The 15,247-nt window shown below is 40.8% G+C and carries 18 protein-coding genes; 14 read left to right on the top strand and 4 right to left on the bottom strand.

Going from position 1 to position 15,247, the window contains the following annotated elements; all coding sequences use genetic code 11:
- The first annotated feature begins 17 nt into the window (after positions 1–17).
- From BRW83_RS08490 to BRW83_RS08445, 11 genes are all read left to right on the top strand, one after another.
- The gene (locus tag BRW83_RS08490; protein ID WP_231284466.1) at positions 18–806 is read left to right on the top strand and encodes a tetratricopeptide repeat protein; all 789 of its coding nucleotides are present in this window, start codon (positions 18–20) and stop codon (positions 804–806) included.
- Positions 807–966: 160 nt separating this feature from the next.
- Positions 967–1,233: a hypothetical protein gene (locus BRW83_RS08485; protein WP_186447505.1), complete on the top strand. Its 267-nt coding sequence runs from the start codon at positions 967–969 to the stop codon at positions 1,231–1,233.
- 46 nt (positions 1,234–1,279) lie between these two features.
- A complete protein-coding gene (locus tag BRW83_RS12015; protein WP_005880089.1) occupies positions 1,280–2,188 on the top strand; it encodes a tetratricopeptide repeat protein in 909 nt (302 codons plus the stop codon).
- A 785-nt stretch (positions 2,189–2,973) separates the two neighbouring features.
- Positions 2,974–3,237 carry a GDP-mannose 4,6-dehydratase gene (locus BRW83_RS08475; RefSeq protein ID WP_257789326.1) on the top strand — a complete coding sequence of 88 codons (264 nt, stop codon included), beginning with the start codon at positions 2,974–2,976 and terminating at the stop codon, positions 3,235–3,237.
- Positions 3,238–3,253: 16 nt separating this feature from the next.
- Positions 3,254–3,709, top strand: coding sequence for a GDP-mannose 4,6-dehydratase (locus BRW83_RS12135; RefSeq protein ID WP_406616389.1), 456 nt, complete (start codon positions 3,254–3,256; stop codon positions 3,707–3,709).
- Between the two features lie 7 nt (positions 3,710–3,716).
- Positions 3,717–4,295 carry a DegT/DnrJ/EryC1/StrS family aminotransferase gene (locus tag BRW83_RS12045; RefSeq protein WP_005880092.1) on the top strand — a complete coding sequence of 193 codons (579 nt, stop codon included), beginning with the start codon at positions 3,717–3,719 and terminating at the stop codon, positions 4,293–4,295.
- A gap of 29 nt (positions 4,296–4,324) precedes the next feature.
- Complete coding sequence (locus BRW83_RS12040) at positions 4,325–4,780, top strand: DegT/DnrJ/EryC1/StrS family aminotransferase (protein WP_196793274.1); 456 nt, start codon at positions 4,325–4,327, stop codon at positions 4,778–4,780.
- 112 nt (positions 4,781–4,892) lie between these two features.
- Positions 4,893–6,041: an ATP-grasp domain-containing protein gene (locus BRW83_RS08460; protein ID WP_005880093.1), complete on the top strand. Its 1,149-nt coding sequence runs from the start codon at positions 4,893–4,895 to the stop codon at positions 6,039–6,041.
- A 37-nt stretch (positions 6,042–6,078) separates the two neighbouring features.
- Positions 6,079–7,209: a Gfo/Idh/MocA family protein gene (locus tag BRW83_RS08455; RefSeq protein WP_157661017.1), complete on the top strand. Its 1,131-nt coding sequence runs from the start codon at positions 6,079–6,081 to the stop codon at positions 7,207–7,209.
- 27 nt (positions 7,210–7,236) lie between these two features.
- A complete protein-coding gene (locus BRW83_RS08450; RefSeq protein WP_050757698.1) occupies positions 7,237–8,460 on the top strand; it encodes a hypothetical protein in 1,224 nt (407 codons plus the stop codon).
- Between the two features lie 84 nt (positions 8,461–8,544).
- Positions 8,545–9,834: an FkbM family methyltransferase gene (locus BRW83_RS08445; RefSeq protein WP_005880097.1), complete on the top strand. Its 1,290-nt coding sequence runs from the start codon at positions 8,545–8,547 to the stop codon at positions 9,832–9,834.
- 499 nt (positions 9,835–10,333) lie between these two features.
- On the opposite strand, the gene BRW83_RS08440 is transcribed toward BRW83_RS08445, so the two are convergent.
- Positions 10,334–11,242: a hypothetical protein gene (locus tag BRW83_RS08440; protein WP_005880098.1), complete on the bottom strand. Its 909-nt coding sequence runs from the start codon at positions 11,240–11,242 to the stop codon at positions 10,334–10,336.
- A 206-nt stretch (positions 11,243–11,448) separates the two neighbouring features.
- Here BRW83_RS08440 and BRW83_RS08435 point away from each other — a divergent pair, with 206 nt between their 5' ends.
- Together BRW83_RS08435 and BRW83_RS11765 are read left to right on the top strand one after the other, a co-directional pair.
- On the top strand, positions 11,449–13,149 hold the full coding sequence (locus tag BRW83_RS08435; protein ID WP_232451483.1) for an ABC transporter ATP-binding protein: 1,701 nt from the start codon (positions 11,449–11,451) through the stop codon (positions 13,147–13,149).
- A 94-nt stretch (positions 13,150–13,243) separates the two neighbouring features.
- On the top strand, positions 13,244–13,414 hold the full coding sequence (locus BRW83_RS11765) for a hypothetical protein (protein WP_155811804.1): 171 nt from the start codon (positions 13,244–13,246) through the stop codon (positions 13,412–13,414).
- 70 nt (positions 13,415–13,484) lie between these two features.
- On the opposite strand, the gene BRW83_RS12080 is transcribed toward BRW83_RS11765, so the two are convergent.
- Together BRW83_RS12080 and BRW83_RS08430 are read right to left on the bottom strand one after the other, a co-directional pair.
- Positions 13,485–13,619, bottom strand: coding sequence for a hypothetical protein (locus tag BRW83_RS12080; RefSeq protein ID WP_257789310.1), 135 nt, complete (start codon positions 13,617–13,619; stop codon positions 13,485–13,487).
- A gap of 80 nt (positions 13,620–13,699) precedes the next feature.
- Positions 13,700–14,080 carry a YgiW/YdeI family stress tolerance OB fold protein gene (locus BRW83_RS08430; protein WP_005880100.1) on the bottom strand — a complete coding sequence of 127 codons (381 nt, stop codon included), beginning with the start codon at positions 14,078–14,080 and terminating at the stop codon, positions 13,700–13,702.
- A gap of 195 nt (positions 14,081–14,275) precedes the next feature.
- On the opposite strand from BRW83_RS08430, the gene BRW83_RS11760 reads away from it, so the two are divergent.
- A complete protein-coding gene (locus BRW83_RS11760; RefSeq protein ID WP_155811805.1) occupies positions 14,276–14,422 on the top strand; it encodes a hypothetical protein in 147 nt (48 codons plus the stop codon).
- Position 14,423: 1 nt separating this feature from the next.
- Here BRW83_RS11760 and BRW83_RS08425 read toward each other — a convergent pair whose 3' ends face one another.
- Complete coding sequence (locus BRW83_RS08425) at positions 14,424–15,071, bottom strand: hypothetical protein (RefSeq protein WP_005880101.1); 648 nt, start codon at positions 15,069–15,071, stop codon at positions 14,424–14,426.
- Between the last annotated feature and the right edge of the window lie 176 nt (positions 15,072–15,247).

Genomic DNA, 15,247 nt, shown 5'->3' with positions numbered 1-15,247 from the left:
ACAACGCCAGAGAAGGCATGCGGCTGTTTGAAGCTGGAAAATACCAGCAGGCCATGACGTATTTCATGAAGGAGGATGCCCAGAAGAATCCGGCCGTGATCAATCGTATTGGCTATATGTATGATTACGGGCTCGGCGTTGAAAAAAACAGGCAAATCAGTTTTCAGTGGTATAAAAAAGCAGGAGAAATGGGGGAGGCCGCTGCGCAGTTTAATGTCGGACTATTCTATGAGAAAGGTTATGGCGTTCCTCAAGATATAAATATGGCTATCGAATGGTTTCGTAAATCTGCAAAACAACAATATCCGAATGCTGAAGCGAAAATGGGTTATCTGACGGCGACAGGAAAAGGAACCAAACAAAGTTTTGTGGAAGCTATGAAGTGGTATCGGTCAGCTGCTGAGCATGGCAATATTAATGTTTTCTCAGAAATAGGAATTATGTATGAGGAGGGGTATGGCGTCAAAAAAAACAAGAACCGTGCTGTCCAGTATTACATTATGGGAGCTGATAAAGGAAATGCCAAAGCGCAGTATCTTTTAGGTCATGCCTACCAATATGGTCGTGGCATCAAAGATGATCCTGAACGGGCGCTGCACTGGTATCGTAAAGCGGCGGAACAGGGAAATGCCGATGCCTTGCAGGCACTGGGGGGTATTTATGTACATGGCCTGTTGAACCAGAAGGAAGACAGGGAAAAAGGTGAAAAATATATTGAAGAGGCGATTAGAATCCGCAAGCAAACGGGTCAGCTAGATCCGGCTGCGATGAGGCGGTTGCGGCTTTTGGGCATCGATATAGAGTGAGCTAACATCAAGATCACTACATAAATGATCTTCAGGAAATAAAAGGGCACGTTTGTGCCCTTTTATTTTTTGTTGGATATGACTTGTCAAGGTACCGGCATATTTCTTTCTGGGAAAACTGGAGTCGATTGCCCAGTTGACAGGTGTTTCAACCGCGGTCATGACCGCACAGCTTCATGCCGATTTTCGAAAGGAAACGGGGGAAAGCCATGTCGGAGAATCGGTGATGTACGCGGTACCGCTTGGCCTGCTGAGCGGGATGCTCTGGCCAATCAGGGATGCGATCAAATTCAAGGGACCCAAAGAAGCGATGGATTATGCAGCGTCGATGGTTTCCAGTGTCGCTGTGCATAAGGTTCGGGATGTCAGCAAGGATATGGCTGTTAATAAATATCACAATGATGAAATGAAGAAAAAACGTCGTTAAAACACTCTTTGTTTTGACTTGACGTCAAAGGATAAGGCTGGAGATAATGAAACAGCCTTATCCATATTTGTTCTTCAAAATGAAATTTCTTTCAAAAATATTCTTTTTTTATTTTTTTTTAGGTATAAGCAGCAGTGTTTTTGCAGATAATGCAAAAACAGGGATGAGTTTGTTCGAGTCAGCGAAATATGAGCAAGCGATGACTTATTTCCTGAAACCGGATGCTCAGAGAAATGCAGAAGTACTTAATCATATTGGTTATATGTATGACAATGGATTAGGTGTTAGGCAAAATCCAAAACTGGCTAATCAATGGTATAGAAAAGCATCAGAAAAAGGATTTCCTGCTGCTGATTTCAATATTGGATTAAGTTTTGAATCAGGATCTGGTGTTAAAAAAGATATCAACGAAGCCATAAAATGGTATCTCAAGGCTGCAGAACAGGGATATCCCGATGCAGAATCCAAAATGGGTTATCTGACCGTAACCGGAAAAGGCGTCAAACAGGATTTCAAACAGGCCATGCAATGGTACCGGCGTGCCGTTGAACATGGCAGTGTTCATGCCATTTCAGAGCTCGGTATCCTGTATGAGGAAGGTCTTGGCGTCAAAAAGGACAAGACCCATGCCGTCCAGTATTACATCATGGGTGCCGAAAAGGGAAACGTCAGGGCACAGTTCCTGTTGGCGGAAGCCTACCGTTACGGCCTGGGCATCAAAAACGACGATGAGCGTTCGCTCTACTGGTACAACAAGGCAGCGGAAAACGGGAGTGCCGATGCCTACGATGCGTTAGGCAGCGTGTATGCCAACGAACAGCTGGGCCAGAAAAAAGACAGGAAAAAAGCAGGCGAAATGGTGGAAAAAGCCATTGAAATCCGCAAGCAGAATGGAGAGGGCGATCCCGATGCCAGACGCCGCCTGAGGTTTTTCGGGGTGAAGCTGGATGACTGATTGTTGGTGATGAACCAGCCTTTTTCATTCATGAAGAGGCGATCAGAATCCGCAAGCAAACGGGTCAGCGAAAACGTGAAGCGCGTCCAGGATTCAATGTAAGCGGGTTTTGAATAAAATCCTGAAGATGGTGTTTGAATCCAATCCAATCGTAAATCGGGACAGGGTCTCTTTCCTGTTATGAAAAGGAATCGTCCTTTTTTTTCGGGGGTACTGAGTAAATGGATACACGGCTGCCAGTGAACGGAATTGTCACCCGTTGAGTTCAAAAAATCAGCTGGTCGGTTATCGCTGTCAACTCGTCTATCGGGATATCAATGCCGTAGAGTCCTTCGAAAGGGAGCGAATATCCCGATAACCGATGTCCGGTACAAGCCGGAATTTTCTGGTCTTATCTGAAGTGAGTCTGGTTTGATGTTTTTTTGACAAGCCGTGGTTCAAATGTCCCGTTACAGTCATGAGGAATTTACAGTTCAAATTCATTTATGCCGCTTTTAATGCTTTCGTTGAAATCAAGTGATGGCTTTGTCATGTGTCGTTCCTACTTCGTTAATTATGATGATGAGGTTGTTCCAACGAATAAGAGTGTATGGTAGACTACGTTATCTATAGAAGTTATTCGTTTTATTTTCAGGTGATACGCCTTTTTTACAGCGTTTTAATCAAGGAAAGAATCAGGTGCGTTTTCAATCTGGATATATGCATTGATTGAAGTCTTTAATGATGAACAAGTTGAATGAAGTTGATTCTGGCAGGTAAAGAGCAGTTTTATTGATTGAGATTTCATCTCTTGTTTTTCACAAAAATATCCTGATTGTTACATAATTAATCTGGACAAACTGATGGATGCAGGAAATCCTGAAAATCTCATGGAATGTAAATCCATGACAAATATCGTTTTTAACAACGATATTTGTCATGAGACAGGGATTGATTCCGTGTTTGAAAAACTTGACATTCAGGAAGTCCGTTTTACGGCAGAAAGCTGCGTTGATAACTCTGTCAAAGATCCAAAAACGTTCATCGAAACAAATGTGGTGGGAGCTTGAATCCTGCTGAAAATACGTGTGCACTGGATGCGCAAGTATATGGAACATCGCAAGAAATCACCCCCCCCCCCCCCCCCCCCCCCCCACACACACACACCGCTCACTCTCGCTTCTAGACGCTAGGCGCTCCTTATCTGGCCGGCAAAGCCGGATCGGGCTTCATTCGCAGCCCTGTCATCATGCTTATGGCATGAATGTCACCTCATCAAACTGTTCAGATAATTACGAACCGAAGCGGTATTCCGAAGAACTCATCACGACCATTATCCGGAAACGCCTGGCAGAAGAACCCGTTTTGGTTTATGGAAAAGAGCAAAACGTAAGAGACTCGTTCTGTTTTCCGGATCATTGCAAAACAATTGATCTGATTTTTAAAAGAAAAGCGGGCGAAACCTGTCATGTCGGTGCGAGTAATGAAGGGAACAATCTCCGGATTGTTCATGAAGTCTGTCAGATACCGGATATGAGATAGAGAATTTATGAGTATTTACGTTACGAAACCTTTCTTGCCTCCCAAGGACGAATTTCTGAAAAAGGTTTCCGATATATTCGATACAGGCATTCTGACAAATCAGGGACCGAATGTATTGGAGCTGGAAGAGAAAATGCGAAAATATCTTTCGGTTGATAATTTTCATTATGTCACCAATGGAACGATAGCCTTACAGCTGGCACTAAAAGCATTGAATATATCGGAGGGCGAAGTTATTACTACACCCTTCAGCTATGTTGCAACGGTATCTTCCATTCTTTGGGAACGCTGTACTCCCGTATTTGTTGATATTGAACCCGATAATTTCACGATTGACGTCACAAAAATTGAAGCGGCTATTACATCAAAAACAAAGGCAATTATGCCTGTGCATGTATTTGGATATGCTTGTGATGTCGAGGCAATCGAATCCATAGCGGTAAAACATGGACTTAAAGTTATTTACGATGCCGCACATGCCTTTGGAGCGAAATACAAAGGAAAAGCACTTTGTTCTTATGGTGATATTTCCACACTTTCTTTTCATGCAACAAAATTGTTTCATACGATTGAAGGTGGGGAATAATAGTAAAAAATAAAAGTCTGTCTGGCAGATTGGAGTTAATCAAAAGATTTGGTCATCGGAGTGATGATTATTTTTGTCTCGGGATTAATGCAAAACAAGATGAATTCAATGCGGCAATGGGGTTATGCAATTTTAATTATATTAATCAAATAGTCGACGAAAGAAAGAGGATTTCTGAAATCTATGACTCATTTATTTTAGATAAATATGAACGACCCAAACAGAAAAGTGGACTTGAATATAATTATGCATATTATCCTGTTCTGTTTGAAAGTGAAGCTGAGCTTTTAACCAGATTTGAATTTTTGCAAAAGTTAGATATATTTCCACGACGTTATTTTTATCCTAGCTTGAATAGACTTCCCTATCTCAGAAAAATAGTAAACTGTCCTGTTTCGGAAAATATTGCTTCCCGAATTGCCTGTTTGCCGCTTTTTGTCGGAATGGAAGATAAAGTGATCAGTAAAATTTGTGCGGAATTATAAATGAAAATTAAATTTTTCCTGGTGAAGGTTTAATGTAGATTCAATTTGAATATTAATATAAGCCAAAAAGCGTTTTTTAGAAAAATTATAAATATTTGTTTTATGTAATGTAATGAAAATTCTTCTTCTTGATACTAATGTTTCGTCTTTTCCAATTTACGCTGAGTTGAAAAAACATACCAACGAAGTTTATGTTTGCGGAAATAATGAAACAGACTTTTTGGCAAATATTGCAGGAAAAAACTATATAAAGCTTGATTATAGTGACTCTGATATACTAATCAATCATATTCAAGAGAAAGATTATTATGCTATTGTACCGGGGTGTAATGATATTTCTTACCTTTCATGTGCGAAAATAAAGAACAATAACCCAAATGTTTTGATTGATGATATAGAAAAAGCAGATATCTTATTCAACAAGGAAAATTTCAGGTGTTATTCACTTTCCAGAAAACTTCCGGTTCCTCAAATATATGATTTCGAAAATATTGCGGATGCCAAAGGAAAGATTTTGGTCAAGCCGGTTGATGCCTATAGTGGAAGAGGTATATCTGTCATAGAAAATAAAGGGGAGCTCGAAAATGCTGTTATGAATGCCAGAAACTATTCACTTTCAAAAAAGTGTCTGGTTGAAGAATATATTGTAGGGAACCTCTATAGTCATACGGCATTTATATCTGGCGGGAAAATAATTCATGACTTTGTCGTTGCAGAATATGGCTCTGCCAATGAATTTGTAGTTGATACCAGTTATGTAGATTTTTCATTCGAAAAAAATATTCTCAAAGAAATAAGAGAATGTATTGAATTTATTGTTAATGATTTAAAACTTCAGGATGGATTATTGCATACACAATTCATTTGTAATGATGACAAATTCTGGCTAATCGAACTTACGCGTCGTTGTCCGGGTGATTTATATTCTAGATTGATTCAACTTTCTTCCGGGTTTCAATATGCAAAAATGTATATTGATGGTTTCCTGGGAAATTTACGGAAATCAATTAATGAGAATGGAAAAAATTACATACTCAGGCATACAATTTCTACGGACAGGGAACAAGATTTTTATTCGATCAATTGTCAGGTGCCTGTATGCATGATTGATTATATTTCCCTCGCAAAGTCTGGAGAGCGCATAAAGAAAAGTCCTTTTGGTCGAGTTGGAGTAATGTTTTTGAAATGTGCCAATGAACGTGATATGTATGAAACAAAAGATCTTATTATGCAACGTAAGTTATATTCACTTTCAGTTTAATTTTTATTTATAGCGGAATATGAAAAATTTAAAGTGCATGAAAAAGATAAATCTTGCCTTTGTCGGAGGAGCCATTAATTCTGCTGTTGGCCGGGTACATGTTGTGTCTTCTCAAATGGATGGAAAATTTAAACTGGTGGCGGGGTGTTTTAGCCGAAACTCAGATATTAATCTACAATCCGGGCGTGCATATGGTCTTTCCGAAGAGCGGATTTATCCGTCTTTGAAAGAATTAATCAAAAATGAAAAATATAATATTGATGCAATTGTTATTTTAACTCCGCAAGATCAGCATATTGAGCAGCTGGAAAAATGTATTATGAGTGGAATTCCCGTTATTTGTGAGAAGGCACTCGTTTCCAGCCTGGAAGATGCATTACGTTTGCGTAAGTTGATTGAGGAAAAAGGCGGTTTCTTAAGAGTTACCTATAATTATTCGGGATACCCGATAGTCAGGGAAATCAGGGAAATAGTGCTCAGTGGCAAACTGGGAAAAATACAGCAGGTTAAGATCGAAATGCCTCAGGAAGGATTTTTAAGAAAAGCCCCCGATGGGAAACCGGTTGTTCCGCAAAACTGGCGCTTACAAGATGGACGTATTCCTACTATTTCCCTGGATTTGGGAATTCATGTTCATCATTTGATTGATTTTCTTATCCAGGAGAAACCGCTCAATTTGGTCGCACACGCGAGCAATTATGGAAATTTCAAAGGCATTGTTGATAATGTCAATGTATTGGCCAACTACACCAACAATGTTTTTATTAATATCTGGTATAGCAAAACTGCTATCGGGAATCGTAACGGTTTGCATTTTTATCTTTATGGGGATAAAGGAGCAATCGAATGGCGTCAGGAAAATCCTGAAATCTTCTATTTTTATAAAGATACAGGAGAGCGTTGTATGATGGATAGAGGCAACCCGGATATTGCGATTGCTAATAATGAATGCTATACCCGGTTCAAGGCAGGTCATCCTGCGGGATACATAGAAGCCTTTGCAAATTATTATTGTGATCTTGAAAAAGATTTGTCTGCTTTTTTGTCAGAAAAAAAAGACCGGAAAGGATCATATGTATTTGGTCTGGATGAATCGATAGAAGGTTTGGCTTTTTTGAATACGGTGAGTCAATCGATATTGGAAAAAAAATGGGTTGCCATATCCTGATTATCATCTTACTGAATGCTGTGCATAATGAAATATTCTAAAAGACTGGCCTATTGGCTGACATGCTGGATTATTGTAGCACCATGGAGAAGAACCCTTAGGCAACATCTTTTTGAATGGTTTGTAAAAACATTTGTCGAAAAGAAGGCAGAAGTTGAAATTGAACAACCAATCACAGATGAACGCCTTTTTCCATTAATTCAGGATTGTCTGATAAAGACTGAAAATCTTTCGGCAAAGAAATTGATCGTTATGCTGGTTCCGGAAGGTAATTTTATGTCGGGAGGGATTTATTCGTTTTTTACTATTGCAAAAGAGTTGAAATCCCTGAAACACATACATGGATGTGATGTAGTTGTCATGACACGTCCTAATGTTAATTTGCGGACGTATGTACGACAGACTCATTTTCGCAACGAATTTATTGTATATCGATTTTCACAACTGTGTCTGTTTTCAGAACTGGAAGAACTGATCCTGTTCATTCCGGAAGAATCGGTTGCCCGGTTTCACAATATAATAAGTTTTTCAAAACAGATAATGAATTATATTCAAAGTATTGGAAAGTTACATATCAATATTATGAATCAGAATATTCTGCTAATGCCTGAACGACAGGAATTCCAGTCGCTATATCAACTGACATCGAATATTACCCAGACAACAGCCCACGATCAATATTGCACACAGGAATTTTCTGATCGTTATGGATTAAAAACCTTACTGATTCCGCCGTTCACTGATTTATCATTATATCCGATAATACCTTTTGAAAAAAAGAAGAAAAGGATTCTTTATTCACCTGACACTGATGTAAAAAAGTCTGAAATATTAAATAAGCTTGCGGAAGAATTGCCGGAATATGAATTGATGGAAATAAAAGGAATGACTTTCGATTATTATGTTTCATTGGTTTCACAATCGAGGTTCATGATTACTTTTGGAGAAGGGCTGGATGGTTATTTTGCACAAACCTTTTTGATGCAGGGCGTGGCCTTTGCTGTATACAATAAGCACTTTTTCCCTGAAAGTGAAGATTTCAACACGGAAAATATTTTTACTTCCTACGATGAAATGAAAGAAAAGATTGTTGAAAGCATTTTGATGTATGAGAGAGATGAAAGTTTAAGAGAGAGTGCTATCGGACATTATGTGGATATGCAGAACAGGTTGTACAGTAAAAAACGCTATCTGGCTGCACTGGAACGCTTCTGCTTGAATGAATACGATTTCTATCCGAAAAATCATTAAATGCCACAAGTGGATAGGATAAATGAGACCCGGACGATAGGTATCTGGTTTAATTTTTAATGAAAGTTAGGATAATCTTATAAAATGATTTATATAAAAAATGCCCGACGTGCATTTGAGAACGCTCCCATTGCCAGCAATGCTCTTATCGATATTTCGGATAATTTTTTGACAGATTTTCTCACGGTGGCAAGGTGGTGCGCTGTCAATATGAACGTTCCGGAATACTTTCGTAAATCATTCGGTATGTCGGATGAACCTTACGGCATTAAAGTAGAAGCCGATGCTTCGAAAGAATCGGTTGTCAATGTACTCGTTGAACATGCGCGTGATTTTTGTAAGCAAGGGGGAGTTCACTGGGAGTGGTTATATCAACAAATGGCTGATACCGATTCCAGGTTACTTCTTCTTACGGTATTAACTTATCGTGCATTAGGGTGGAAATATGTTCCCATGCCATTGGATTCTGATGCTTTTTGGGAAACAATGAGACTTTTATCTGATATGGAAGCAAAGGGAGAGTCTACTCAATCTCTGGCATTGTCTGAACCTGTTAATCTGAAAAAGATCAATTTGCGCCAAATTGGATATGATGTAGAACTCTTTTCTGAGGCTTTTGGCATATTCAACGAGTTTATTTACTCGCAGTATGAATACAGAGGAAAAAGAAATGTTTATGCTCCTCAAAATGGAGATGTGGTACTGGATTGTGGGGCTTGTTTTGGAGGTACTTCTCTTTATTTTGCTGATAGAGTGGGTGCTACAGGAAAGGTCATTTCTTTTGAGTTTTTCCCGGACAATATTACAGTATTCAAAGAGAACATGCGGTTAAATCCGCAGCTAAGTTCTCATATTACACTCGTACCCAATCCAGTATGGGATGATCCTGGTACATGGATGTCGATTGAAGGAAAAGGTCCTGCTACTCAGGTATATGTTAAAAATCCAAAAGAGAAAAGGGCTGATTCACCTGATTCCTGGCAGGTTGTTTCTACGTCAATTGATCAAACTGTTGCTGATTTAAAGCTGAAAAAAGTTGATTACATCAAAATGGATATTGAAGGGGCTGAAATGATGGCTCTGAGGGGAGCCAGAAATACAATCAAAAAATTTCGTCCGACACTTGCACTTTGTGTCTATCATAAACTGGTTGATTTTTATGAGTTGCCTGAATTTGTCAACAGTCTTGATTCGAGTTATCGATTTTATTTTTCTCATAGTACAGTACACGGGGATGAGAGTGTCGTTTTTGCAATCGCAAGAGATGTTGCTATGCCAGTCGAAATTGAATCGCCGATTGTGATCGAAGCTGAGAGAGTTCAACAATCTGTTTTGAAGGAATGGTTCCGCGGAGTATTGAAACGAACAAAATAACAGAAAGCATATGATAATGTTTTGCCGATATTTTTGATAATATATTTTTTTTGAGAGATGATTATAAAATCAAGAATCAAGATCAATTCTCAAGATTAATAAAGGATTTGAAAAAAGTGCCGGAAAGACAAATCGAAAGTTTCATCCTTCACTTGCTTGTTGAGCTTGTCACAGATTTACGGACTTTTATGGATTACCAGAATTCATTAATGGTTTGAATATGGGGTGCGCGGTTTGCTTTTCGCGCGGAACAGTATGTTGAAACGAAATTGTCATTTTTGTGATTGTTAGCGATGTTATTGTTAAATTGGAATCAAAGAAAAATTAAAATAAACCGATCTTGAAAGAATGGATTAGCCGGAAAATGAAAAGAAGAATTTGATCGGTAGAAAAACATGTCAAATGCTGAAATAGTAAAATAAAGAAAATTCTGCTGTGTATAAGCGGAGATATCTTTATACTTTTCAGGGATTGGCCTTGGATAACGTGAAAATAAAGTTTATCCAATGTGAAAGTGTTTGTAGCATGTTTCTACAAATTTTTTGACTGAGTGTTGTTCTCGAATTTCTTTTTGTTCATTGTTTTCAAACAAGTGATGTCGTGTTTGGAGTGCTGTTTCGATATTTTCCATGCCATAGGCTACTCCGGGACGGGCATTTTGTTCCGCTGCAATTTCTTCGATAGTTTTTCCTTCTTCGGGAACCACTATGGATTTGCATCCGCATATGGCAGCGTAATTGGAGTACATGGTATATAAATCATAAGATATGAAATATTCGTATTGATTAAATATTGCCGAAATATCTTTATGGGACATTCCATCTATTTTAAGAGCTCCTTTGGGATGGTAGTTTAAGTTTCGTTTATCTCCCTTTCTTACCATGTAGCATGTCCCTTTTCGTGAGGAATAATTTGTTTGTTGATATGTTTCTTTCATATTTTCTGTAATAGAAAGCGTACCGGATATTTTATATTTGAAATGTTCATCTATAAACTTCATGTTATAACAGATAAAGAGTTCGTTATCTCCGTAATTAATTTTTCCTGTAAAGGCTCCCGGTTTGTATAATATCCACCGAACAACATTTTTTGCACAAAGGGGATTGCCGTCTATAATTTCCGGATAAATAACGATGGAATTTTCAACATCTTTCCTGCTGGCAATTTCAAGTCGATACGGGGACTGAAATTTTTCAGGTTTGATTGTATATTTGATTTTATAGCGTAGTTTTTGTAAAAATGTCCTTAATGTATTAATTTTCGTGGGATTTTTTGTATGCCATAATTTTGCGGAGTGTCCCATTTTATTAAGAATAGAGCACAATTTGTGCAAGACAATAATACCGCCGATATTTTCGTCATACAGGGGAGTGAAAATAACAAAGGAAATTTTATCTTTATTATTCATGAGTTTTTATACGATAAAAATATAGACTGTATTATAGCAAGAAACATTATTAAGTGAAAAACATTGCTATTATCTTTCATGTAATTTGATATAATTTTATATAATATCAAACTGTTATTAAAACTGCTTTCCTGGCCTTTTAACTTGATGTTCGAAAATTTAAAAATTCCCCTTTTGTCATTAACTATCGCCGCATGTGGCCGTTTGTGAAACCGTACTGGTTTCGTGCACTGTTGGCGATGGCTTTATGTATTCCTATCGGGTCACTCGATGCCGTTATTGCCTGGTGTCTCAAACCTTATATGGATATGGTATTGGTGGAAAAATCGGCCGGGAATACGGAATGGTTTGTTCCACTGTTTATCATTGGTTTTACCGTTTGCAGCGGCCTGCTCAATTATCTGGCGACTTATCTCAATGTATGGGTCGGAACGCGTATTACCAATGACTTGAAAGCCGCTCTTTACAGAAAACTGCTTTCTTTCGAGACGTCTTTTTTTGATCGCCAGAATTCAGGAGACATTGTTTTCCGGTTCAATACGGATGCTGAACTGGCATCGGCCGGTCTTCTGGGCAACCTGAAAGTCTTTGTTTCAAGACTTGTGTCATCCATCTCGTTAATTGGTGTCCTCTTCTATAACTCCTGGCAGTTGTCTCTCATTGCCATGTTTGTCCTGGGGTGTACTTTCTATCCGATGGCGAAAGTCCGGAAGTTGATAGAAAGCCTGATGAATGAAACGATCACATCTGGCGCAAAGGTCATTACGGCATATAACGAAACGTTTGCCGGTAATAAAACCATTATGGCGTACAACTACCAGCGTGAGCAGCAGTCCAAATTTCAGGATATCCTGAATTCACTCTTTCGTTTGAGCATCAAAATGACCCAACGTTCGTCATGGTTAACCCCGATGATGCACATTATGGTATCCGTCGGGATTGCCGCGACGATCTCGTATGGTTCTTATCTGATTTTGATCCATCAGCTGACACCTGGTGGTTTTGTCTCATTTATTGCCGCCTTGTTGATGCTTTATACTCCGATCAAAAATATGGGGAGTAACTATACTGCTGTCCAGCTTTCTTTTTTGGCTATTGAACGGGCTTTCAGTATTCTGGATAGTGAACCGGCTATCCAGACTAAACAGGATGCAAAGGTATTGGATTCTGTTTCTCGCCGGATTCAGTTCAAAAACGTTCATTTCCATTACATTGCAGATACCCCCGTTCTGAAAAACGTCTGTCTGGATGTCAATGTCGGGGAGTGCGTTGCACTTGTCGGGAATTCTGGCGGAGGAAAAACGACTATCGTCAATTTGTTGCCACGTTTTTACGATATCCAGTCCGGTCAGATTATGATCGATGGGATCGATATACGCGACTATACGCTGGAAAGCCTGAGGAAAAATATCGCTATCGTGTTTCAGGATAATTTTCTCTTTTCCGGAACGATTCGGGATAATGTCAAGGTTGGCAGGCCGGACGCTACGGATGAGGAAATCCGTCAGGCGCTGGATTTGGCGTATTTGACGGAGTTTGTCAATTCCCTGAAAAACGGACTGGATACCTTTATCGGTGAAAGAGGCATTCTGCTCTCGGGCGGCCAAAAACAGCGAATTGCCATCGCCCGGGCCTTTATCAAGAATGCTCCTGTTATCATTCTGGACGAGGCTACTTCTGCACTGGATAACAAGTCCGAGGCGACCGTGCAAAAGGCAATTGATAATCTGATGAAAGACAGAACGGTTTTTGTTATTGCCCACAGACTGTCAACGGTCCGTAATGCCAACAAGATTGTCGTTATCAATCAGGGTGAGATTGTCGAAATCGGTACGCATGAAGAACTGATGAATAAGGAAGGCGGTCAGTATAAGGTGCTCCATGACGCTCAATTCAAGACAAGCTGACAGGTAAGCTCTCATTCGGGAGCGTTTAACATTTTGTGTCAGCCGGTTGTCTTGGATTTCAGGAATCTTGTCAGGTCTGCCCCTGAAATGAAGAGTGGATGGTGACAAGGGCAGATTCCGGTTTTCGACAGGCATCGTCCATTTTTTCGATGCCCCGGCAATTGCCGGATACATGATCTTTCCGGATGTATTCTCTGTCGGGAACGGCATTGCCGTTCCGTTTTTGCGGTTTGTCCGAAAATCAGACGGCTACGTCAATACCTGACGATTGGCCGTCTGACGCCGATTTTGCGGCTTTGCCGCTTCCTGTTCCGGCTTTGTCCAGGACAAGGCGTTTACAGGATTTTCATCTGCGGCGTGCTGGTCACGTATGGCGAGGCGGTGGTGTTGATGGCACACACGACGCTGGACGCGATCAGCAGGGCGGCAAATGCAACGGCGAGGCCCATTCCAAAACCTTTTTTGATCATGATGTTCTCCTTTCCATTTCAGACTATGGACAGGTTAGACCACGATCGTTTGAAAAAATTCAAACGTTTTTGCAAACCGCTTATTTTGTTTGATTTGGAATGCCCAGTCGTTTGACGTCGATTTTCGGTTCCTTGAACATGTCCTTGTCGACTTTGCCCCAGATTTCGACTTGTGTATCAGGGCCGACCTGACGCCCGGCGAAGACTTCGTTGTCGATTTCCACGACGATCGATCCGGTCTTGTCGGTGAATGTGTATTTGTCCTTGCTGACCTGGGACGTGATTTTTCCGGAAAGCAGGACGTACTGGTCGTCAACAGGGCTTTTGAGGACTTTGTTGACGGTTGTCGGCGCAATTCGGGTCGGACCGATGTACTGGGCGCTTGCGGTGGACGATACGGCCAGCATTCCGATGGAAAGGCCCGCAGCGAAAAGGCCGGTGAGCAGTTTTTTAGACATCATGGGAAGCTCCTTTGTCTGTTGGTGTTTCAGTGAAAATTCAAATGACGCTGTTTTTTTACGGATGAACAATTACGGATGAACAATATAACTCATCCGTTACGGTTGTGACAGTTTAAAACGGCAGCCGTTTTTATGCGATGACGGAAGTCATCCTCATGAGACGTCCGATAATTTTTTTTGGTTCAGGCGGAATCGATGCAAAAGGAAGTTTTCCGTAAAAAAAAGGCGGTGTTGAACGAAGCTGTGACGGTTTTCGTTTTCAGGATGGATGGCAAAAAGAAATGGCCTGGCGAAGGGATTATCCCGGTTTGCCGGACAGAGAACTGTCCGGCATTCTGTTGAATCAGATGATGTCTTTTTTCAGCCGGTAGGCCTGTTTCAGGTATTCGCGGGCTTTCTTTTCCGCTTCCATCCCACGGCTGTTGAAGCCGTCTGCCCGCGGCAGCTCGTCTGTTGAGTGAAGCTGGCAGACGTCGGCTATGAAATTTTTCAGTATGTCGACGGGATCCTGTTTCAGGCGGGTGGCGATTTCGACGAAGTCGAACGGGATGTTGACGGTATAGGGTTCGGTACTGTCGGAGATGAAGCGGCCTTCCTTGCCGGGAATGATGCCGCGTGCAGCCAGAAATCCGTTGGGATTGGCTTCGTTGCGCCATCCGATGGAGTTCATGTTGTGGTCTTGCCCGAAGTAGTCGAAATCGTCGAGTTCGAATGCACGTTGAAGCGTCTGGTCGGGATAGGCGTCGAAGCGGTAAAAGCCACGCGCCCGGGAATGGCCGACGTTGTTTTTCTTTCTGACCTGTGAGACGAGCCCGATCAGGCCCGTTTCTTCTTTTTCGCCTTGTTTCAGCATTTTGTCATAGTAGGCCGCATTGGCGGAATCGGCTGGAAGAAAGAGTTCCTTGCCAAGGTATTCGATGACGAAACGTTCGCCATTTGCGGTCAGGATGACGCCTTTCAGGCGTGCATCGTAGTATAGGAAAGGTCTCACAATAGTGCCGGTTTGTGACGGGTTTCTTTAGGATTTATGGCCTGAATTTCAGGACGACGCGGCAATGTAGCCGAAAAACAGCGGCTTGGCAATTGGCAGGGATGATTCAGGTCAATTGCAGGGGAGACAGGAAAAGATTCCCGGTGTGTCTGCCCAGGGAGGCAATGCGTGTCGGT

Source organism: Oxalobacter formigenes, from assembly GCF_002127965.1.
Lineage (GTDB): Bacteria > Pseudomonadota > Gammaproteobacteria > Burkholderiales > Burkholderiaceae_D > Oxalobacter > Oxalobacter formigenes.
This window is presented reverse-complemented; position numbering and strand designations above follow the sequence as displayed.